The 20,198-nt window shown below is 39.5% G+C and carries 17 protein-coding genes; 10 read left to right on the plus strand and 7 right to left on the minus strand.

The annotated features are described in order from the left end of the window. Positions 1-98 precede the first annotated feature (98 nt). Genes B3E92_RS18760 through B3E92_RS18775 form a run of 4 tightly spaced genes read right to left on the minus strand, consistent with a single transcriptional unit; the run spans position 99 to position 2,921 of the window. Positions 99-953, minus strand: coding sequence for a nucleoside phosphorylase (locus B3E92_RS18760; protein WP_070566009.1), 855 nt, complete (start codon positions 951-953; stop codon positions 99-101). Next, a complete protein-coding gene (locus tag B3E92_RS18765; RefSeq protein WP_115046833.1) occupies positions 950-1,567 on the minus strand; it encodes an IMPACT family protein in 618 nt (205 codons plus the stop codon). The genes B3E92_RS18760 and B3E92_RS18765 overlap by 4 nt, the downstream gene beginning before the upstream one ends. Next, the gene (locus B3E92_RS18770; RefSeq protein ID WP_070566013.1) at positions 1,564-2,430 is read right to left on the minus strand and encodes a transporter; all 867 of its coding nucleotides are present in this window, start codon (positions 2,428-2,430) and stop codon (positions 1,564-1,566) included. Before B3E92_RS18770 ends, B3E92_RS18765 begins: the two co-directional genes overlap by 4 nt. Positions 2,431-2,444: 14 nt before the next feature. Further along, positions 2,445-2,921, minus strand: coding sequence for a thermonuclease family protein (locus tag B3E92_RS18775; protein ID WP_070566015.1), 477 nt, complete (start codon positions 2,919-2,921; stop codon positions 2,445-2,447). A gap of 559 nt (positions 2,922-3,480) precedes the next feature. Here B3E92_RS18775 and B3E92_RS18780 point away from each other — a divergent pair. The 5 genes from B3E92_RS18780 (at position 3,481) to B3E92_RS18800 (ending at position 8,865) form a co-directional block, all read left to right on the plus strand. After that, positions 3,481-4,305, plus strand: coding sequence for a prephenate dehydratase (locus B3E92_RS18780; RefSeq protein ID WP_046671823.1), 825 nt, complete (start codon positions 3,481-3,483; stop codon positions 4,303-4,305). Positions 4,306-4,351: 46 nt separating this feature from the next. Next, the gene (locus B3E92_RS18785) at positions 4,352-5,464 is read left to right on the plus strand and encodes a chorismate mutase (protein WP_046671824.1); all 1,113 of its coding nucleotides are present in this window, start codon (positions 4,352-4,354) and stop codon (positions 5,462-5,464) included. Then, positions 5,464-6,714: a 3-phosphoshikimate 1-carboxyvinyltransferase gene (gene aroA, locus B3E92_RS18790; protein WP_070566017.1), complete on the plus strand. Its 1,251-nt coding sequence runs from the start codon at positions 5,464-5,466 to the stop codon at positions 6,712-6,714. The genes B3E92_RS18785 and aroA overlap by 1 nt, the downstream gene beginning before the upstream one ends. A 203-nt stretch (positions 6,715-6,917) precedes the next feature. Then, entirely contained in the window at positions 6,918-8,024 is a 1,107-nt protein-coding gene (gene aroC / locus B3E92_RS18795; protein WP_046671826.1) for a chorismate synthase, read from the plus strand. Next, the gene (locus B3E92_RS18800; RefSeq protein ID WP_070566021.1) at positions 8,011-8,865 is read left to right on the plus strand and encodes an ROK family protein; all 855 of its coding nucleotides are present in this window, start codon (positions 8,011-8,013) and stop codon (positions 8,863-8,865) included. The genes aroC and B3E92_RS18800 overlap by 14 nt, the downstream gene beginning before the upstream one ends. Before the next feature lie 57 nt (positions 8,866-8,922). Here B3E92_RS18800 and B3E92_RS18805 read toward each other — a convergent pair whose 3' ends face one another. Further along, on the minus strand, positions 8,923-11,337 hold the full coding sequence (locus tag B3E92_RS18805; RefSeq protein ID WP_070566023.1) for an alpha-ketoacid dehydrogenase subunit alpha/beta: 2,415 nt from the start codon (positions 11,335-11,337) through the stop codon (positions 8,923-8,925). Between the two features lie 227 nt (positions 11,338-11,564). On the opposite strand from B3E92_RS18805, the gene B3E92_RS18810 reads away from it, so the two are divergent. The 3 genes from B3E92_RS18810 to B3E92_RS18820 are packed head-to-tail and all read left to right on the plus strand — an operon-like array spanning position 11,565 to position 14,048. Continuing rightward, entirely contained in the window at positions 11,565-12,755 is a 1,191-nt protein-coding gene (locus B3E92_RS18810; protein WP_070566185.1) for a DEAD/DEAH box helicase, read from the plus strand. Between the two features lie 52 nt (positions 12,756-12,807). Then, entirely contained in the window at positions 12,808-13,554 is a 747-nt protein-coding gene (locus B3E92_RS18815) for a hypothetical protein (protein ID WP_070566025.1), read from the plus strand. Between the two features lie 38 nt (positions 13,555-13,592). Further along, positions 13,593-14,048 carry an NUDIX domain-containing protein gene (locus B3E92_RS18820; protein ID WP_046671830.1) on the plus strand — a complete coding sequence of 152 codons (456 nt, stop codon included), beginning with the start codon at positions 13,593-13,595 and terminating at the stop codon, positions 14,046-14,048. A gap of 296 nt (positions 14,049-14,344) precedes the next feature. Here the strand turns inward: B3E92_RS18820 and B3E92_RS18825 are convergent, their stop codons facing one another. After that, entirely contained in the window at positions 14,345-15,058 is a 714-nt protein-coding gene (locus tag B3E92_RS18825; RefSeq protein ID WP_046671831.1) for a class I SAM-dependent methyltransferase, read from the minus strand. 135 nt (positions 15,059-15,193) lie between these two features. On the opposite strand from B3E92_RS18825, the gene B3E92_RS18830 reads away from it, so the two are divergent. Next, positions 15,194-16,105: a LysR family transcriptional regulator gene (locus B3E92_RS18830; RefSeq protein WP_236560271.1), complete on the plus strand. Its 912-nt coding sequence runs from the start codon at positions 15,194-15,196 to the stop codon at positions 16,103-16,105. Positions 16,106-16,185: 80 nt separating this feature from the next. Here B3E92_RS18830 and B3E92_RS18835 read toward each other — a convergent pair whose 3' ends face one another. Further along, complete coding sequence (locus B3E92_RS18835; RefSeq protein ID WP_070566029.1) at positions 16,186-18,702, minus strand: TonB-dependent receptor; 2,517 nt, start codon at positions 18,700-18,702, stop codon at positions 16,186-16,188. A 224-nt stretch (positions 18,703-18,926) separates the two neighbouring features. On the opposite strand from B3E92_RS18835, the gene B3E92_RS18840 reads away from it, so the two are divergent. Next, positions 18,927-20,063: a serine hydrolase domain-containing protein gene (locus B3E92_RS18840; RefSeq protein WP_070566031.1), complete on the plus strand. Its 1,137-nt coding sequence runs from the start codon at positions 18,927-18,929 to the stop codon at positions 20,061-20,063. Positions 20,064-20,198 lie beyond the last annotated feature (135 nt).

The following is a 20,198-nucleotide window of genomic DNA, read 5'->3' on the forward strand; positions in this document are numbered from 1 at the left end:
ACTCCTTTTCTATTTGAATCAATATTTAATTCTTTTCAACTCTTTTACCGCATCATTGAGAAAAACTATCATCGCCTCTGCATGACGCAGAAAAATTGTTAAATGCGTTCCAAAACGAGCTGTATGGCCTTATCAACAACTTCTTCAGGTGCGGAAGAAAACCGGCCATCTACCCGACTTGCCAAGATCGCATTGATGGATAAAGCTTGATGTCCAAACATATTAGCCAACGCATAAATACCAGCTGTTTCCATTTCCAGGTTGGTGAAGCGCTGACCTTTATATTGAAAGGAGTTGATCAAATCTATAAAATTAGGAATCGTATTCGTGGAGCGGACAGTCCTTCCCTGCGGAGCATAAAATCCGGGCGCAGTTAACGTAACTCCCTTCGGTAAATCAAAGGCAATTCGATCCAAAAGGCCTGCACCAGCTTTCGCAACGTAGGGGTTTAGGTTTAATGCAGAGAAATATTTGGCTAGTTCTACCTGAAGCGCCTGCTCCTCGCCGTCGTAAGATCCCCGATAATAGTTCATCAAGGCATCAAGACCTACTCCATAAGCAGAAGCTAAAATAGTTCCCATCTCGACATCTTGTTGTACTGCTCCAGATGTTCCAATGCGTACAATATGCAATGAGCTGAGCGTCGACTTTACTGTTCTATTGGCAAAATCAATATTTGCTAGTGCATCCAGTTCATTCAACACAATGTCAATATTATCAGTACCTATACCTGTTGAGATTACCGTCAACCGTTTATTTCCCAGATAGCCGGTATGCGTAATAAACTCACGCTTCCCTTTTTTGAGTTCAATCCGGTCAAAGTACTTCGATACTTTGGCTACACGGTCTGGATCGCCAACAGTAATTACTGTACTTGCCAGATCTTCCGGCAGCAAATTCAGATGATATATACTTCCATCTGCGTTTAAAATCAATTCCGATTCGTTGATCATATTGTATACAAATAGGTTAACTGACAGCCTTCTATTTTGGAAAACCGATCCACAATTCGATTGACCTGCATTTTTCGGACTTCAAACTCCAAATAACACCGATTATCAAATTCCTGCTTTTCAATTTCCACGCCCTCTTCCTTTATGATCCGCATAATATCATTCATATGCAGGTAATCAAAGGTAATACTATAATGGTCATTCACTGTACGCTCGATAATCTCGGCTTCGGTCAAAGCATCTTGGGTTGCTGATTTGTAGGCATTGATCAAGCCTGGAACCCCCAACAAGGTACCGCCGAAATAACGAACGACAATTACGATAACGTTGGTGACATCCATAGACAGCAGAACGTTTAAAATAGGCCGTCCTGCAGTTCCCGAAGGTTCTCCATCATCATTCACACGAAAGACCGCACGATCTGGTGTGAGGCGATAAGCCCAACAATGATGCCTCGCTTTCGGATGAATCGCTTTCACTTCCAAAATCAGATCTTTTAGTTGATCTTCGGATTTAAAAGGAAAAGCATATGCAATAAACTTACTGCCTTTATCCCTAAAAATTCCCTCATATTTTGCTTCAATAGTCCGGTAAGTATCTTCAAATAAACTCATAGATATGCTATGATTAAAACTGAAACAATAGAAAGCGCTATGCCTAAATAATTCAACAACGATAACCTTTCCTTAAAAAATAAGACGCCGATTAATGCACCCAATGAAATCACACCAATGTTCATCCCCGTAAATACAACTGATGGATTTTCTGGTAGCGCACGATGCGCTTTCATATAGAAAAGGATGTTAAAGAAGTTAAATACACCCAAAACCAATCCATAGCCCATAGCTTGCTTTGAAAAATGTTGCTTTTCCACAAAAAGGAAATACAGCAATAGCACCATTGCAATACACATCGCCATCACAAAGATAATAAATAGGGAACTGATATAAGGTATATTGACATGCAAGGCAACCTGTTTGAAGAGGATATCAATTATGCCCATACCGATAAATACCAATAACGGGTAAAGCGCTTTATAACGGCTGTCTGCAGAGCTAACATGCTGATTCTTTTGCCAACCAATAGAACACAGGATGGCCAATAAACCAAGGGCTATTCCCAGCATCTTGTGTCCTTCCATTTTTTCATGAAAAAAGAAAAATGATGCAAGCAAGGGAATGAACAACGATAGGCGCTGTGCGATCTCTGTCTTGACCAGACCGCTATAGCGAATGGACAAAGCAATAAAAACAAACATTCCCGGAAGTAATACCGCCAAACTCGTATACAACGTCATCGGCATTGCATCCCATACGAACGATTTTAGATCTGGTTGTAAGACAAAATAGGTCAGTGCAACTGCCATGGGGTAATTCCAAACGATAACCTGTTTGGTTTCGACTCCATTTTGTTTTGCCAATTTTAATAAAACAGCGACGGTAACGCTGCAGATGACACTTAATAAAACAAAAATCATGATTCAAATTTCATTTATCGCCAAAGACCACGCTTCTCCTGACGAGCCTGACGTTCCAATTTTACAAATAATTCTGCATATTGTACATTTGGTGCCAGCGTATAGGATACTGCATACCCTTGTTCAACCAAATCCCGATTGATAAACTTCTTTCCAACGTACACATAGGCAAGAAGTCTTCCATACCGATCCCGTTTTCCGACGTCAAAGACCAACTTCACACTTTTCCCGTTCAACATCGCCGTTAAGTACTGTTTCGCTTCTTGACCATAGTACCCGATTTCCTTCCGCGCAGTACGTCTCGTTTCCGGAGCATCTACCCCTATTAACCTAACTTTCTCCCCTTTTGGGGTTCCATTTTCAATGACAAAGGTATCGCCATCAATAACACGCTTTACTTTCGCGTCCTTTTCCTCTCCTTTAAAAGTGAAACCTGTCAACAACAAACAGATCACACTGCCACACACATAAAAATTAATTCGTTTTAGCATAAAATCCAGCGTTTGCCCAAAGGTAGTAAAATACTTCTTTAACAAAACAGCTAAAAAAAGCGATTATATTAACATTAAAAACACATAAATTTAATATAAAAATATAGCTAAAAAACACACAAAAAACTAATCAATTTTGGTGCATAAAATAGCTAAAAACTAAAGCTTATTAGAGAATAAAATTGTTGTAAAAAAAATACAAATAACTTATTTACAACATTATAACAAAATAAATATTCAAAAAAAAATAACAATAAACCAATAAAATTAAGCTAGAAAAACACATTAAAAATGCGTCAAAAAACCATTAAATAAATCAGATATTTTTAATAAAAAATTATTTTTTTCTTTGATATTTCAAAAACATTCGTACATTTGAAATGTCAAACAACAACAGGATGAACAGAACATATACATATTTCTATTTTAACTTCTTTTATTTTAAAAATAAGAGCCGGGATTAGATTGTGTATAAATCATAAAAAATACAAACAAGAAGAGTCCCGGTTCAAATGATCGGGACTCTTTTTTTTGGAGACAACATAGCGAACAAAAAACAATGAGTTTAAAAATTGCAATACAGGGAGCAAAGGCTTCATTTCATGAAGAGGCCGCATTTAAATTTTTCGGAAGAGAAGTTGAGATTGTAGAATGTGATTCATTTAAAAAAACTTGTGAATTGCTGAAGCAAAGAAAAGTCGACTATATCGTTATGGCCATCGAAAATTCAATTGCGGGAAGCTTATTGCCGAATTATAATTTATTGAGAGATTACAAGTTCCATATCACTGGGGAGGTTTACCTAAACATCCAACAGAATCTCATGGTATTGCCGGGCGTAAAATTAAAGGACATCAAACACATCGAATCGCATCCGATTGCCATTCGCCAATGTGAAGAATTTCTTTCTGAACTTGAAGGTGTACGTATAACCGAGGGATCTGATACGGCTGCAACTGCAAAAATGATTGCCGAGCGAAAATTGACGGATACTGCGGCAATTGCAGGGACATTGGCCGCTGAAATATATGGTCTTGAAATATTAGAAAAGAGAATCGAAACCAATAAAAAGAACGCAACGCGTTTCCTCGTACTATCGAATGAGGTTGTCGAACATAAAAATGCCAATAAAGCGTCATTATCATTCCAAACAGGAAATACAGTGGGATCTCTGGCGACTATTTTACAATGTTTTGCTGAACAGAATATCAACTTGAGCAAGATTCAGTCAATGCCGGTAATCGGAAAACGCAATGAATATGATTTTTTCGTCGACGTAGAATGGAAAAAACAAACAGACTACGAAGCAGCTATACGTAAAGTACTCAAACATAGTGTCAATTTCAATATTATGGGCGAGTATGTCAAAAACGAAAAACTATAATTAACAATTTACGCAGACAATATTAAAATAGATAATCAAACTTAACATGAAAAATACATTAGACATCACTCCTTTAAAATCTTGGTTGGATACAGGAGACAAACCTTTAATTATCGCAGGTCCTTGTAGCGCAGAAACAGAAGAGCAGCTGGTATCAACAGCGCATTTGTTGGCAAATACCGGAAAAGTAAATATTTTACGCGCTGGTATCTGGAAGCCACGTACACGTCCGGGAGAATTTGAAGGTATCGGTTCAATTGGTTTGGAGTGGTTGAAAAGAGCGAAAGAAGAAACAGGTTTATTAACAGCTACTGAAGTTGCTACAGCAAAACACGTGGAAGAAGCTTTGGCTGCTGGTGTGGATGTACTATGGGTAGGTGCACGTTCAACGGCAAATCCATTTACTGTACAAGAAATTGCTGATGCTTTGCAAGGCGTAGATATTCCAGTATTTGTTAAAAACCCTGTAAACCCCGATTTATCGCTGTGGATCGGTGCATTGGAACGTATCAACCGTGCTGGTATCAAAAAATTAGGTGCTATTCATAGAGGCTTCTCATCGTACGAGAAAACAGCATTCCGTAATGAACCAATGTGGGATTTAGCGATTCAGTTAAAAACGGCTTGTCCAAACCTACCGATCATCAACGATCCAAGTCACATCTGTGGAAACCGCGAATTGTTACCATACATCGCACAAAAAGCAATGGATATGGATATGCAAGGATTGATTATCGAATCACATATCGATCCATCTGTCGCTTGGACTGACGCAAAACAACAAGTAACGCCAGCTGCATTGGCCGAGTTGATCGACCACTTGACGTTACGTAAAGCTGCTTCGGACAACCCTTCATTTGAAGATAAATTAGCAGAATTGCGTAGCAACATCGACAAATTAGATGATTTGATCATCCAAAAAATTGGTGAACGCATGAAAATTGCTGAGAAAATCGGCGAATACAAACGCGATAACAACGTGACAATTTTGCAAGTTAACCGTTGGGATGAAATTGTTCAAAAACGCACAAAATTAGCGGAAGCGCTTTCTTTGGGTAGCGAATTTGCGACGAAATTCCTGGAATTAATTCACAACGAATCTATCCGCAAACAAAATGCGGTCATGAATACGCAAGAGCAACCAACAGCAGAAGCATAATGAATCAACAAGTCATCACGCTGACGCATCCTGCAAAAAAGATACAGGGCACGGTCCAACTCACAGGTTCAAAATCTGAGAGCAACCGTGCTCTTATTATCCAATCGCTGAGCAAAGGACAAGTTGAAATAGCCAACCTCTCTGAGGCTGCAGATACGGTTACTCTAAACCGCGTATTAAAAATCGCGTCAGAACCGCAACCTGGTTATAATACAATTGACATAGGCCCTGCAGGAACAGCTATGCGCTTCCTTACAGCTTACCTCAACCTTGTTAAAGGCAATTTTATCCTGACAGGGACAGAGCGCATGCAACAGCGTCCAATTGGGATATTGGTCGATGCCATGAAAGAAATTGGTGCCGAAATCCATTATGAAAAAAAGGTGGGTTACCCTCCTTTGAAGATTGAAGGCGGATTATTTCAAGGAAAAGACCGTGTTAAGATTAAAGGAAATATCAGCAGTCAATATATATCGGCCCTGCTATTAATTGCTCCGGCATTAAAAAAGGGACTTACCTTAGAGATTGAAGGCGAATTAACTTCCAGACCTTATGTATCCATGACTTTGGATATGCTTAAAAGTGTCGGGATCCAATATGAATGGACGGAGAATGCGATTAAAATTGCACCGCAAGCATTTGAAAAGCAAACCATATATGTCGAACCAGATTGGAGCGCAGCATCCTATTGGTATGCTATTGTAGCACTAGCTGATGCAGATGCCTCGATCGTATTGCCCGGGCTAAGACAACATAGTTTACAGGGCGATATTGCCATCATAAGCATTATGGAACATTTTGGGGTTTATTCGAGCTTTGAATCGGATGGATTGCATTTAACTAAAAAAGAAATCAATTCAGACAAAACCTTGTTCGACTTTAAAGAATGCCCTGATCTTGCGCAAACAGTAGTCGTTGTCGCAGCTGCTTTAAAACGTGATGTTTCCTTTACAGGTCTAGAAACCTTAAAGATTAAAGAGACCGACCGTATTGCTGCATTGCAGACCGAAATCGCGAAGTTCGGTGCTGAATTGATCGAAGATGGTGACACATACCATCTGAAAACTGCAGGTGTATATCAACCAGAAGATGTGACCTTCGAGACTTACGAGGATCACCGCATGGCGATGGCATTCGCACCTTTGGCTTTAGTTTTTGACCAAATCAAGATTGCTGAACCTCAAGTTGTAGAAAAGTCATATCCTGATTTTTGGAAACATTTACAAGCGCAAGCTTTTATAATTGACTAACATATCAAAAACAGGGATTAACATCAATATTAATCTCTGTTTTATGATACAATCTCCCAGATAGCCTTTTAGCTTGGGACAAAAATTGTAATGTAATCTACTAGGCCATCTTCGAGTTACAGACTCATAATTTGTATTCAGTCTGGTGCTTTAGAATTGCATTTAAAGGCAAATTTATCTAAGTTTATTGAAATTTAATTTTTATGGCAGGAAATTCATTTGGCGATTTATTCAGAATTAGCACTTTCGGCGAATCACACGGCAAAGCTATAGGTGTAATTATTGATGGTTGCCCTTCAAATATAACAATAGACGAGGAATTTATCCAGTCTGAGCTCGACAAACGAAAACCCGGTCAATCTAAGATCACGACACAAAGAAAAGAAAGTGATACTGCACAAATCTTATCTGGCGTATTCGAGGGCAAATCAACGGGAACACCAATAGCAATTGTTATTCCAAATGAAGACCAGCGTTCGAAAGATTACACCCATATCAAAGATATTTTCAGACCTTCCCATGCTGATTTCACTTATCAGATGAAATATGGCATACGTGACTATCGTGGCGGTGGACGGTCCTCGGCGAGGGAAACCGCTGCCCGTGTTGCTGCTGGTGCTGTAGCAAAAAGCTTTCTGAATCAATTTGGCATCGAAATCTTTGCCCACGTTTCGGGGGTAGGCACCATCGAGGCACCAAATGTCGATACCAAAGATCTAAAAGCTTTGCTTGAATTACGGGAAGCTAACATTGCACGTTGTGCAGATCCAGCAACAGCAAATGAAATGGTTGAGTTTATCGACTCGGTCAGAAAAGCGGGTGACACGGTTGGCGGACGTATTTCGGCTGTCATCAGACATGTCCCTGTTGGTTTAGGCGAACCGGTCTTTGATAAGCTCCATGCAGACCTTGCTAAAGCAATGATGAGCATCAATGCGGTACATGGTTTTGAATATGGTTCAGGTTTTGCAGGTTCGGAGTTGCGAGGTTCCGAACATAATGATATATTTGTAGCAGATGACCATGATTTAAATCGAGTGCACACACATACCAACTTTTCTGGAGGGATTCAGGGCGGGATTTCAAATGGTATGGATATTACTTTCAAAGTAGCATTTAAGCCTGTTGCCACTATCATGAGAGATCAAGAAACAGTGGATATCCATGGCAACCCTGCTATTGCAAGTGGCAAGGGGAGACATGACCCTTGTGTTGTTTCGAGAGCAGTAATTATTGTGGAAGCTATGGCAGCACTTGTAATCGCGGATCATCTACTTAAAAATCAAAGTTACAAACATGCTGCAAGATAATTATGTCGTAGGTGTTGATATTGGAGGCACACATATTTCTGCCTGTATCATTGACACAAAACAATGGAATATATACTTAGAAAACGTGGCCAGAAACCACGTTTTTTCTCAAGGAGATGCTAAAACGATTTTACAAACCTGGGCATCAGCTATACGCGATATCATAGCCACCTCACCGGCTCCTATTCAGTTCATCGGCATTGCTATGCCGGGACCCTTTGACTACGAAAATGGAATATCTAAGATACAGGGACAAAGCAAATATGACAATCTGTACAACATGGATGTCAAAGCGCTTTTAGCTGAAGAGCTGGGACTTCCGCCTACGTCTATCCACTTTATCAATGACGCAGCAGCCTTCCTACAAGGTGAAATATTCGTACAGAACTTGCAAACAAACAAGCGGATATTAGGAATTACGTTGGGTACTGGACTTGGATCTGCGGTATGGAATCAAGGTGAAAAAGCCTATGATGCCGCCCTATGGAACAGCCCTTACGAAGATTGTATTTTCGAAGAATTTCTTGTCACACGGTGGTTCATCAAACGTTTCAAAGAAGTAGCAGGAAAAGATGTTACGGGACTTAAAGATATTTTAGATCATCATCGGGAAACTAAGGAATTTCAAATCATCAAAGATGAATATGCTAAACATCTCTTTGATTTTATGCAGTTCTTCGCAGAGAAACATGCTGCTGAAATATTTATAGTCGGTGGCAATATCGCCAAAGCGCTACCTATTTTCATTGGTGACCGAAGTGAATTTGAAAGATTTCAAATTTATACAGCAATACTTGGTGAAAAAGCCGCTATGATTGGCGCTGCGAGTATATTCAATTAAAATATCATCCCAGCCGTTGGAATATTTAGCTTAGTAAAGCAAAAAGATATCCATCTATTAAAACATAGATGGATATTTTTCTGGATTAGCTTCATGCATAATTGCATACACTGTCTCGACAACATCATCAGAAGATGGCTTCGAGAAATAATCCCCATCTGAGCCATATGGCGGACGATGTGCTTTTGCAGTCAGTGTCCTCGGCTGACTATCCAATAGATAGTAGCCATTTTGTTTCTCTAATATCTCTTGCAAGATGAAAGCTGAGGCCCCACCGGGCACATCCTCATCCACAATAAGTAGTTTATTTGTTTTCTTCAGCGATTCAGCACAAAGTTTTCCTTTGTCAAAAGGCTGCAATGTTTGTGCATCAATAATTTCGATGAATATCCCCAAACGTTCCAATTCCACGGCCGCTTCTTCAACAACACGTAAAGTTGACCCATAGGATACCACCGTGATATCCCGCCCCTCTTTAACACATTCGGCATAACCGATTGGCACAGTAAATTCACCAACGTTTTCTGGTAGACGCTCTTTTAGACGATACCCATTCAGACATTCGACAACGATAGCAGGTTCGTCAGAGCGGAACAACGTATTGTACATACCTGCTGCCTGGGTCATATTACGCGGCACACATACATGCAGACCTCTCAAAGATCCTAAAATTACTGACATGGGCGATCCGGAATGCCATATACCTTCCAATCGATGGCCACGTGTACGAATAATTAATGGTGCTTTCTGACCTGCAAAGGTGCGATAACTTAAACTTGCCAAATCATCACTTGCTACTGTAATACCATAGATTAGGTAATCCAGGTATTGGATCTCAGCAATTGGGCGAAGTCCACGGATTGCCAAACCTAGTCCTTTTCCTATAATTGAATTCTCCCGAATACCGGTATCAAATACACGATGCACACCCAGCTTTTCTTGTAAACCTGCAAAACCTTGATTCACATCTCCAATCTTACCGACATCCTCTCCAAACGCCAATAATCGTTCGTCACGCCGGAAGTTCTCTTCAAAACATAGATTCAAGACCTCACGTCCGTCGACCACTTTAGCTTCTTCACTGTAGACTGCAGGTACGACCGTCACGTGAGCAGGTGAATCTACACCATCTGTAAATAATTTTGAATTATAACGTTTCTCATTCAGTTCCTGCTTCTCTTTGTACCAATTTAATAATTGCTGGCGCCCATCGCTATGCTGACCTTTAAGCTCGTGCAACACCTTGCGAACCTGGCCATAAACTTCTTTCAAAGAAGGCTCAACCATCGATTGCAATTTCTTTGACGCAAAATCAGCCCGCTCATTTGGAATACCCTGAAGTAAATCAATAGCTTCCCGAGCTTCGATGCTCAATGTTTTAATATAATCGGCCCAAGCTCGTTTTTGTTCTTGACGAACATGGTCTTTAGCATGTTGATCCAATTGATCCAATTCTTCTGTGGTAGCAATACCAGAACTTACGATCCATTCTTTCATTTTCGCGATACAATCGAAATCAGTTTCCCATTGCAATCTTTCTTGCGATTTATACCGTTCGTGTGAACCTGAAGAAGAGTGTCCTTGAGGCTGCGTCAATTCGGTCACATGAATCAGACATGGAATATGTTTTTCGCGAGCAATTTGGGCGGCCTGCTCGTAGGTTTCACATAAACCCGCATAATCCCATCCCCTCACTTTGAATATCTCGATCCCGTTTGTTAGGTCTTCCTTCTGAAAACCTTTGAGGACTTCGGAGATATCTCCTTTTGTTGTTTGAATTTCATTAGGCACAGATATCCCATACCCATCATCCCAAATAGAAATCACTGTTGGAATCTGGTGAACACCTACGGCGTTGATGACTTCAAAAAATACGCCTTCAGAAGTAGCAGCATTTCCGATAGTGCAGAATGCAACTTCATTTCCTTTATTTGAAAAATAAGATAGATAGTCTAAATTTCTATTCTGCTTATACAACTTAGAAGCCAGGCCCAAGCCCAGCAATCTTGCCATCTGACCGCCAGTGGTCGAAATATCTGAAAACGAGTTTTTCTGAACCATTTGATCCAACCAGTTACCTTGGTCGTCCACAACACGCGTGGCAAAATGGCAGTTCATTTGCCTTCCTGCAGAAGAAGGATCTGCCTCAACATCGGGATGGGCATATAATTGAGAGAAAAAATGATAGACATCACTGATGCCAGAAGCAAATATAAATGTTTGGTCACGGTAATATCCCGACCGCCAGTCCCCATTTCTGAAAACTTTAGCCATCGCGATTTGTGCCAATTCTTTTCCATCGCCAAAAATACCAAACTTAGCCTTACCTGTAAGCACTTCTTTACGTCCCAATAAACTCACGTAACGACTTTCTAAGGCAGTTCGATAATCATTCACAATAATCTTTTTGAACTCGTCAAAGCTCAAAGTGGAAATAGATTCATTGTTTTGGTCAAATGCAGTATCAAACATATTCTTTTTTGTTTCAACAAATTTAACAAAAATATTATTCTATATAATTGGTGTTTATCAAATAAATTGATAATCAATAATTCAGATTTGAAATAGAATATTCTAATTTCTCAAATTAGTACTTTTTGACAAAAAATCCTAATTTTTACAGATTTTTAATTCCAATCAGCAGGCAAAAACACCATTGTCCTTTTTAATTTTTATTTTTGGGTCTTACATTCATCATTTTGAATTTTTCAGCACTTAAACTAGATAAAATCCTTGTCGCTAATCTTGAAAAACAAAAGCTTTCTTCGCTTACACCTATTCAAGAAATAGCTATCCCTGCCATTTTGGAAGGTAGAGACTGTTTGGCGATTGCCCCAACCGGCACGGGAAAAACGGAGGCTTACGCTATCCCCATTATTCAGCGTTTACGAACCAAGATTACCGCAGATCATTTATCGGTCCTTATACTCCTTCCTACACGCGAACTCTGTATACAGACCAAACAGCGCATATCGGGGCTTATCGATGGAATGGAGTTGACTATCGCCAGCTTCTATGGTGGCGGAACTTATGAAAGTCAACTCGACGTTTATCCGAAAGCCCAGATGGTCCTTGCGACTCCAGGACGTTTGCTGGATTTTATTGAACAAGGCATTATCGATCTAAAAACGATAGATATCCTGGTGATCGATGAATTCGATCAATTGTTAGATCTCGGTTTCACGAAAGAAATCAATAAAATCATCAGCACATTGCCTGCTGAGAGACAAACCATTTTCAGTTCAGCTACGAAAACCCCTGAAATCGAAAAAATTGTTCGAAAAAGATTAAGTACCCCTGTTGAGATTAACCTAGAAACAACGGCCAAAAAGGGTCAAATAGAAGAATCTGTCCTCTATGTTGATAAAAATGATAAAAAGACCCTTCTGCGTTATCTCCTTGAAAACCGTATTGCACAGCAAGTAATCGTTTTCACGCGAACAGTTCATGCTGTCGAACGCATCGCAACAGATTTAGATCGAAATGGCATTTCTTGCTCGGCATTATATGGCGATATAGCGCAGCAAAAACGAGAAGAGATTATTACTAAATTCAGACAAAAAGAGGTACGTGTATTAATTGCGACGGACCTTTTGGCTCGAGGGGTAGATTTTCCGGACCTAGAAGCTATCATCAACTACGAAATTCCGGATTCCGCCGAGCTCTATACGCATCGAATCGGTCGAACAGGTCGTTCGGAAGCAGAGGGAAAAGCATTTACCTTTTGCGATGCGGAGGACAATGAAAAGTGGATAAAATTACAGTTATCCTTAAAACGGCAAATTAAAATTGACGATCAACATCCTTATTTATTGAGCTGGGAGAAAATGCGTTCTAGCAGCCAAAACAATCAACGAAAAGGCGGTTCGAAATCAAGAAAACGTCGTTAATTAATAAATATTCTTTTACTTTTACCAGCAAATCAAAAAATCACAATCCGAGATGAGTACAATACATTTATTTGACGATAGCAACAATGCGAATGATAATCGTTTGGGAGACCTGGAAAAAACGATTATAATAAATAGCCTGATGGAAGTTCCCTTTGAAGAGCGGGATGAAGAGTGGCGTGATATTTTTCTGGCTAATATTGCTGAATGCACCTTAAAATTAGCAGAAACAGAAGTGGTTGTTGGTCCTGATGGGTTCCCCTATTTTCAACTCGAAAGTGTTCCGAAAGATCAGAACTTTCAGGCCTTTGTCATTAAAAATCGGCTGAAGGATTTCGTGTTGCCAAAAGGTTTTGGTATTGCTATCAATACACAAAATGAAAACCCCGACTGGGTATTCACCTACGGCGACTTGGTTAACTACTTTTTAAACGGAGAGTTTTATACAGATGATAGTGTTTTCTCAAAGAAAAATGAACAAACGATTATCGGTCAAGATGAAGAAATATTAGTGGGGCAACCTGCCGAGACCATTCTTCCACAGGCTGTCCGCAACCAATTACGTGAATTTTTAGATTATTATGGCGTAAAGAATGCAAAGGTGATGCTCATTGCGCGTAATTATAAAGATGAAGAAAATGCTTCACAAGATTTGGCATTCAATATCGCTGCGAACCAATTCAGGACTGAAAAAGAATTCACCAACATCATGGAAGCAATTGGCTGGTTTCTTCCGAGACATTATTCTTATATCGGATTGGATGAATTTGCAGTAGACAATGGTTTTATGCCACTGTAAAAGACAGAAACTAAAATATATACAAACATAATTAATCCATGTTTCCATTTAACGTAAGAGTGTACGGAATATTGATCAATGAAAATCAAGAGGTATTGATCAGCGACGAAAGAACGGAAAATGTTTCATTTACCAAATTCCCTGGTGGGGGCTTAGAATACGGAGAAGGCTTATTGGATGCTTTGATCCGGGAGTATCAGGAAGAATGTGCTTTTGACATTGCTGTGGTTAAACATATTTACACCACAGACTTTTATGAGAAATCAAGTTTTAACGATAGCCAAATCATATCGATTTACTATCAGGTCAAGAATACCTCAGCTATTCAGATCAGAACGACTACCAAAGCCTTTGACTTCGATCCTGATCAGAAACCTGAAGATAATAAGCTTCAGTCTTTTCGATGGGTACCGATTGAATCGGTGTTAACGGAAGATTTGACCTTCAAAACAGATCAGATCGCCTGGGAAGAATTCTTAAAAACGGTCAAATAATAATAATTTTTCAATTTTCATCATTTTTATTTGTATTTAAAAAATAAAGACATATCTTTACGTAAACCAATGGAAATACTTGATTTTTTTAAAGTATTGACCTTAATAATTACATTTTATTATTTATTTGACATCTCGCATGTGACGAGGAATAAAAGTAGAGGAGCGTGGGATGAGACATACATTGGTTTATTGAATTTGTAAATTCCTAGTCCTATAGGTTTTTTAATAGTTAGTGTGATTTTATGGCGATACTCCCCGTATCGCCTTATTTATTTTACACTTTTTTCCAGCGCCTATTTGAATCCCATATAAGAAGCAAAACAAAGGTTTTTATGTAAAACATCAACATTTTTAAAGCCAACTTGTGTCAATAAGTTGAGTTGATAAATCAGCGATCTTGGTGTATCCTCGTGTTCAATATAGTCAAAAACATGATCACGGTACTGTTCATCCTTCAGGCTAGTTAAGTATTCACCATATTTTTCTCTATAAATTAATTTTTGAAGCTGTTCATTATTTTGCTCAATCAAATCAAAAATCCACACACTTCCCCCGGTTCTCAATAAGCGGAACAGCTTGCCAAACGCATTTTCCCAATCTTTATCATCTCGAAGATGATGTAAAACGGATGTTGCGATGATGACATCAAATTTGTCTTCTTCCAAAGCAGCAGTACGAAAGTCGCCTTTAATCAAATGAATTTCTCCGTTGGTCAATTTTCCAACGCGTTCCTTTGCCCTATTTAACATGGGCTGGCTCAGGTCCAACAGACTAACATTTGGATTAGACTCCAATTTTTGCAATAGTTTTACGTCGTAATTGCCAGCCCCACATCCAATGTCCAATATATTTTGAGCGTTTGGATAAAGACTGACAATGGCATCCGTAATAAGCTCCATATTCCATACCGCATCCAATGTGGTTGCTTGACCTGTTTCTAAATTTGAGAACCGTTCGACATCATTGTCAAACCGTGTTTCAATCTCCTGTAGTGTAGCTTTGTTCATCTCTAAATTGTTTATGCTCTAAAGTTCAGATAGATTCCCCCTACAGCTGTATCTTACAGTCCATCGGGCATTTCATCCATTAATTTTTAATAATTTAAAGGTAGGACTAACTGGAATTCATTAAAAATATTTATTTTGTCATCAATTCATACCAAAAAAGTATCGATGGAAATCCGACATCTCATTTATTTCAAAACAGTAGCCGAAGAGCTTCATTTTGGCCGAGCAGCAGAACGCTTATTTATGTCCCAGCCCCCATTAAGCCGGCAGATTAAAGATCTAGAAGACGAATTGGGTGTTATTCTTTTCTTCCGGACCAACAAACGTGTCGAGCTAACTGAAGCAGGTAAATACTTTTTGGAGGAAGTGTTAGAGATTCTGCAGAACATAGAGCACAGCAAAACGATCACCAAACAGATTCACAACAATATCTCCGGAGAATTCAAACTAGGCTATATCAGTTCAACACCAAAAAAGATGCTTGCCACAGTATTGAAGCAAATTCAACAAAAGTTTCCATACTTAAGGGTTAGTCTTTTTGAAACTTCGACACAGAAGCAGAAGCTGGCGTTGGAAAATGGAAAATTGGATCTAGGCATCATGCGCGCTCCAATTTATTCAAATGAATTGCTGACCACTCCTCTTTTCGAAGACCCTATGGTGATTGTAGGTCCTTCACAGGTGGAATTTAATGCGATCAACTTTTTTAATGAAAGTTTCATTTCTTTCAATCAGAAATACGCCTCCGAATATCACCGGCTTGTTATTAACACCTGTAATCGCATGGGCTTCGAACCTAAGATTGTACACCAGAGCAATTCGATGTCTTCCATCCTTGAGTTGGTAGCACAGGGGTTGGGCCTGGCAGTCGTCCCCTATTCCACCATCAAACAATACCCGCATTTAAACCTAAAAATCATGAAGCTTGAAGATATGGATAGCAAAACAGAAGTGATCCTGGTCTCTAATATAAAAAGTAAAAACAGTGCATTAGGCGAATTTATAGCCTGTATCCAGAAAGAGTATATTGATTTCAATGCGTCCTAAAGGGGCATCTATTGAAATTCCAGCATAAAAAAAGGAGTCAGCATGTTGCTGACTCCTTTTTTTTGGATCGAAGAGCAATATTACCTCTTCTCGAATTTATACGCTAGCGTTGCCATAAAACTACGCGGTGGAATCGGATTCACACTATAGTTTTCATGGATATAATAATTAAACGCGTTGGTAATATTGGATAATTTACCCAAAATACTCCAGTTTTTATAAGCATAACCAGCGGAGAAATCTATGGTCGTAAATGGACTAACAGAGATCAGACGATTGAGGCCATCGCGTACATTGATCTTAGTATTATTCCAACCTGCATTACGTCGACCTGTATAAAATGCGGAAAAACCTAATTTCAGTCCTTTAACTGTCCCATTTTGAATGGTATAAAACACGGTCCCATTAGCCGTATGTGCTGTGGTTCCTACCAGACGTACATTTTCTTCGTTCCCAGAAATTTCAGTCACTTTCTCCTTACCATCAACGATGGTTGTATAACTTGAAATCGGATTGGTTTCGGTATAACGCATATAATTGTAGGAATAACCTGCAATTACATTCAGTCCTGGGAGTAAGGTTCCAGTAACATCAACTTCCAATCCGCTTGAAGCCGTCTTTCCAGAAAATTCTTTCATATTTGCATCGCTATTGCTTGTTCCATTCGGAAGCACCAATAACTGTTGGGCAAAGCGATTGTTGTTAATTCTATACCAAGCAACATTTGCGGATAACCTACCGTTGAAAAAGTCATTTTTCACACCGGCCTCATACTGATCGATGATAGAGGGAGCCATCGGTTGGTAATTCACATCATATCCCGAATTCGATGTAAAGTTATTTGCATAAGTGACATAGACACTTGATGAGCGGATCGGCTGATAGATCAATCCAAATTTAGGCGACCATGCTTTATCCACTTTTGCTCCAATCGGATTTTTTTGACCATCTAGATTAATAATCTCTTCCGATTGATTCGTCGCATAAGTATACTTTTCCGAATTCGGTGTACGCTGATACGTGTAGCGAATACCAGCCAACACTTTAAATTGTTCAGTAACTTCTATTAGGTCCTGAAAAAATACGCCATAACGAAAGATATCCGTCGTTGTTTTGGTCAATAAATCCGCTTGTGGCATATCTGTCCGAAGTCCATTTCCCGAAGCCAAATGCTGCGCAGTTTGCGAGGGATTAAAGACATAAATAGAATCGTATACACCGCCCACATTTTTAGATGCATCAATTTTATAGGCATACGCATTTGAATGCGACTGATCGGCATCTGCTCCCACCAAGATCTTATGCTTGATCGCCCCTGTTTTTACAGTTCCTGTTAGATTCAATTGCTGATTGGCTGTAAACTCATTTGATTTGGATCGGGTTAAATTCCGTGGAGCAATTCCATTTTTATTCGCTTGAATCCGATCTGATCCATAGTAATCACGATCGTAGGTTTGGTAACTTGCTATTGCGTTTAAATTCCATGAATCATTAAACTTATGGTTCAAATTGATCTGCCCGTTTGAGGTATTTGTTCTGTTGAAAGCAAAAGGCACATTCATAAAAGTGTTTCTTCCAACTTCATTATTCAACTTACCATCCACGGTCCCCATTCCAAAGTCCGGCGTAAAATCACTTTTTAAGTAATCGAATGTAAAGTTGAGATCAGTTTTATCGGATATTTTATATAAAACAGAAGGATTTACATATGTACGTTTTGATGTGACCTGATCCCTAAAGCTACCCGCTTTTTCATAAGTTCCGATAACCCGGAATGCAACCTTATTGGAGATTGGACCATACACATCTACTGTTGGTTTATAAAAGTCATAACTTCCTACACGCATTGACGCTTCGCCTCCATAATAAAATTTAGGCTTTTTCGTCACTAGGTTTACAACGGCCCCACCAGATACAACGCCATACAACAAAGCAGAACTTCCTTTTAAAATCTCGACAGATTCTAAGGTGCTCGCCTCAATCGAACCTCCATTATTGGTTCGCGCGCCATTCTTAAATATATTATTTCCGCCTAAGCTATAGCCCCTTGCGTAAAAATTTTCGTTGACCCCACCACGGTTCGCTCCCATCGCGACACCGTTTGCATTTTTTAGCGCGTCGCTCAGGCGATTAACCTGTTGATCCGCAATTACCTGTTCGTTTATAATTTGTACACTCTGCGGCAAATCCCGGTCAATAATCCCTGCTTTACCCACATTCACTGTTTTGCTGTTGTGCGAGTTGTAGCCCACGACTTCCACTTGTTCCAATTGAGATTCAGAAATATTCAAAGCAACATTCACGGCCATCGCCTTTCCATTTTTAACCTCTATAGTACGCTCCTCGACTCCATTTCCGATACTTTTGATCCGAATAGTATAGGTTCCATCCGGAAGATTAGAGAAATGGAAGCTTCCATCACCTGAAGTCGAAGTAGACCTACCTAAAGAAACTATGGTTACTGTAGCCGATTCAATTGGTGCACCATCTTTGGTTTTAACACGGCCATGTATCCCCTTACTTTGCGCCGATGCATCCAAATGAATTGCTCCTACTAATCCTAGACTTAAAACAAGTCCTAGAAAAGTTCTTTTCATGTTAATAAATTGTGAGTTCGTAAAAATTATTTGTCGGCGCAAACATACGATATTATTTTATTGTTTAGAATAGTTTTAAATAAAAATAGTTTATTACGCTAATAAAGCATGATTGAGCTGTATAGCAACTATGATATGCTGCACGGATTCATTGTAACTATTTCTATTATTCATCAGTATTTCCTACATTTATACCAGAACTAACATCCCAACTAATCAATCCAATGAGAAAGTATAAGCTCCTACTCGCCGTCTTTATTTATCTATTCGTTCCCACAGTTTTGCTTGGCCAGCACACACAGGTTGATCATGATCTTACAGAAATTATGCGTCGCTATAATGCCGTAGGGCTCAGTGTGGTCGTCGTCAAAAACAATAAAATTGAGTATCACAAAAATTATGGTTACAAAAACTTGGAAACCAAAACGCCTCTCGGAGAAAATGACCTCTTTCGGATTGCTTCGATTTCAAAGTCATTCACCGCAACATCATTGATGCAATTAATAGCGGATGGCCGATGCAAACTCGACGACGACTTCGGGGATTTGATAGGTTTCCCAATCAGAAATCCGAATTTTCCAGGCAAAAAAATCACCGTCCGGATGATCCTTTCCCATACCTCCAGTATCAATGATAAAAACGGTTACTTCAACCTAGATGTCATCAATCCATCCAAGAACCCCAATTGGAAAGATTCCTACAATCTTTATGAACCCGGCACACAATACCAATATTGTAATCTCAATTTTAATATGGCAGGAGCTGTTCTGGAGAAACTGACCAATACACGCGTCGACAGCTATATTGTTAACCATATCCTCAAACCGCTCAACCTATATGGTGGTTATTGTATCGACTCTTTGGACCAAAGAAGATTTGTTCCTTTATATTCCTTTGATGCTAAAGGTACACCGCATGAAGAACCCAGTGCCTATAATCCACGTCGGGAGGAACTCAATCAGTACATCTTGGGCTATAGCACTCCTGTGCTCTCTCCGACAGGTGGAATGAAAATATCTGCCTTAGATTTAGCTAAATATATGATGATGCATATGAATTACGGCCATAGTCAGGGAAAAAACATCATCGATAAAAAGTATGCGAAGATTATGCAGACCGCTGTAAATAAGGAATCGGGCTATGGATTAGCTATGATGAATAATTCTAAAATTATACCGGGGATTACTTTGACAGGCCATACGGGTTCGGCTTACGGGCTTTATAGTGCACTATTTTTCAACCCTGCAAAGAAATATGGCTTTATTGTCATTACAAACGGCTGCAATATTCCCGACAGCGATGACTTCAACCCTTTGCTTGAAGACTGCATTAGCGCCCTGTACGATGCTTACATTGAATAGGCAACGGCTTACATCAAATAGGCAAAAGTTTAATAAATAAACGAAAGCCAAACCCATCAAATAGAGCCTTGTCCCGGTTTATGGCAAAACCAGGAGCCTTCGGATAACTGGACAATAACAAAGTAAAAAAGCTGC

The sequence above is a fragment of the Sphingobacterium sp. UBA6317 genome, from assembly GCF_002440385.1.
Classification (GTDB): Bacteria; Bacteroidota; Bacteroidia; order Sphingobacteriales; family Sphingobacteriaceae; genus Sphingobacterium; species Sphingobacterium multivorum.

What these genes read in the sequence shown, in the direction of transcription:
- B3E92_RS18760 (WP_070566009.1), bottom strand. Translation starts at nt 953, where the DNA reads ATGATCAACGAATCGGAATTGATTTTAAACGCAGATGGAAGTATATAT.
- B3E92_RS18765 (WP_115046833.1), bottom strand. Translation starts at nt 1,567, where the DNA reads ATGAGTTTATTTGAAGATACTTACCGGACTATTGAAGCAAAATATGAG.
- B3E92_RS18770 (WP_070566013.1), bottom strand. Translation starts at nt 2,430, where the DNA reads ATGATTTTTGTTTTATTAAGTGTCATCTGCAGCGTTACCGTCGCTGTT.
- B3E92_RS18775 (WP_070566015.1), bottom strand. Translation starts at nt 2,921, where the DNA reads ATGCTAAAACGAATTAATTTTTATGTGTGTGGCAGTGTGATCTGTTTG.
- B3E92_RS18780 (WP_046671823.1), top strand. Translation starts at nt 3,481, where the DNA reads ATGAGTTTAAAAATTGCAATACAGGGAGCAAAGGCTTCATTTCATGAA.
- B3E92_RS18785 (WP_046671824.1), top strand. Translation starts at nt 4,352, where the DNA reads ATGAAAAATACATTAGACATCACTCCTTTAAAATCTTGGTTGGATACA.
- aroA (WP_070566017.1), top strand. Translation starts at nt 5,464, where the DNA reads ATGAATCAACAAGTCATCACGCTGACGCATCCTGCAAAAAAGATACAG.
- aroC (WP_046671826.1), top strand. Translation starts at nt 6,918, where the DNA reads ATGGCAGGAAATTCATTTGGCGATTTATTCAGAATTAGCACTTTCGGC.
- B3E92_RS18800 (WP_070566021.1), top strand. Translation starts at nt 8,011, where the DNA reads ATGCTGCAAGATAATTATGTCGTAGGTGTTGATATTGGAGGCACACAT.
- B3E92_RS18805 (WP_070566023.1), bottom strand. Translation starts at nt 11,337, where the DNA reads ATGTTTGATACTGCATTTGACCAAAACAATGAATCTATTTCCACTTTG.
- B3E92_RS18815 (WP_070566025.1), top strand. Translation starts at nt 12,808, where the DNA reads ATGAGTACAATACATTTATTTGACGATAGCAACAATGCGAATGATAAT.
- B3E92_RS18820 (WP_046671830.1), top strand. Translation starts at nt 13,593, where the DNA reads ATGTTTCCATTTAACGTAAGAGTGTACGGAATATTGATCAATGAAAAT.
- B3E92_RS18825 (WP_046671831.1), bottom strand. Translation starts at nt 15,058, where the DNA reads ATGAACAAAGCTACACTACAGGAGATTGAAACACGGTTTGACAATGAT.
- B3E92_RS18835 (WP_070566029.1), bottom strand. Translation starts at nt 18,702, where the DNA reads ATGAAAAGAACTTTTCTAGGACTTGTTTTAAGTCTAGGATTAGTAGGA.
- B3E92_RS18840 (WP_070566031.1), top strand. Translation starts at nt 18,927, where the DNA reads ATGAGAAAGTATAAGCTCCTACTCGCCGTCTTTATTTATCTATTCGTT.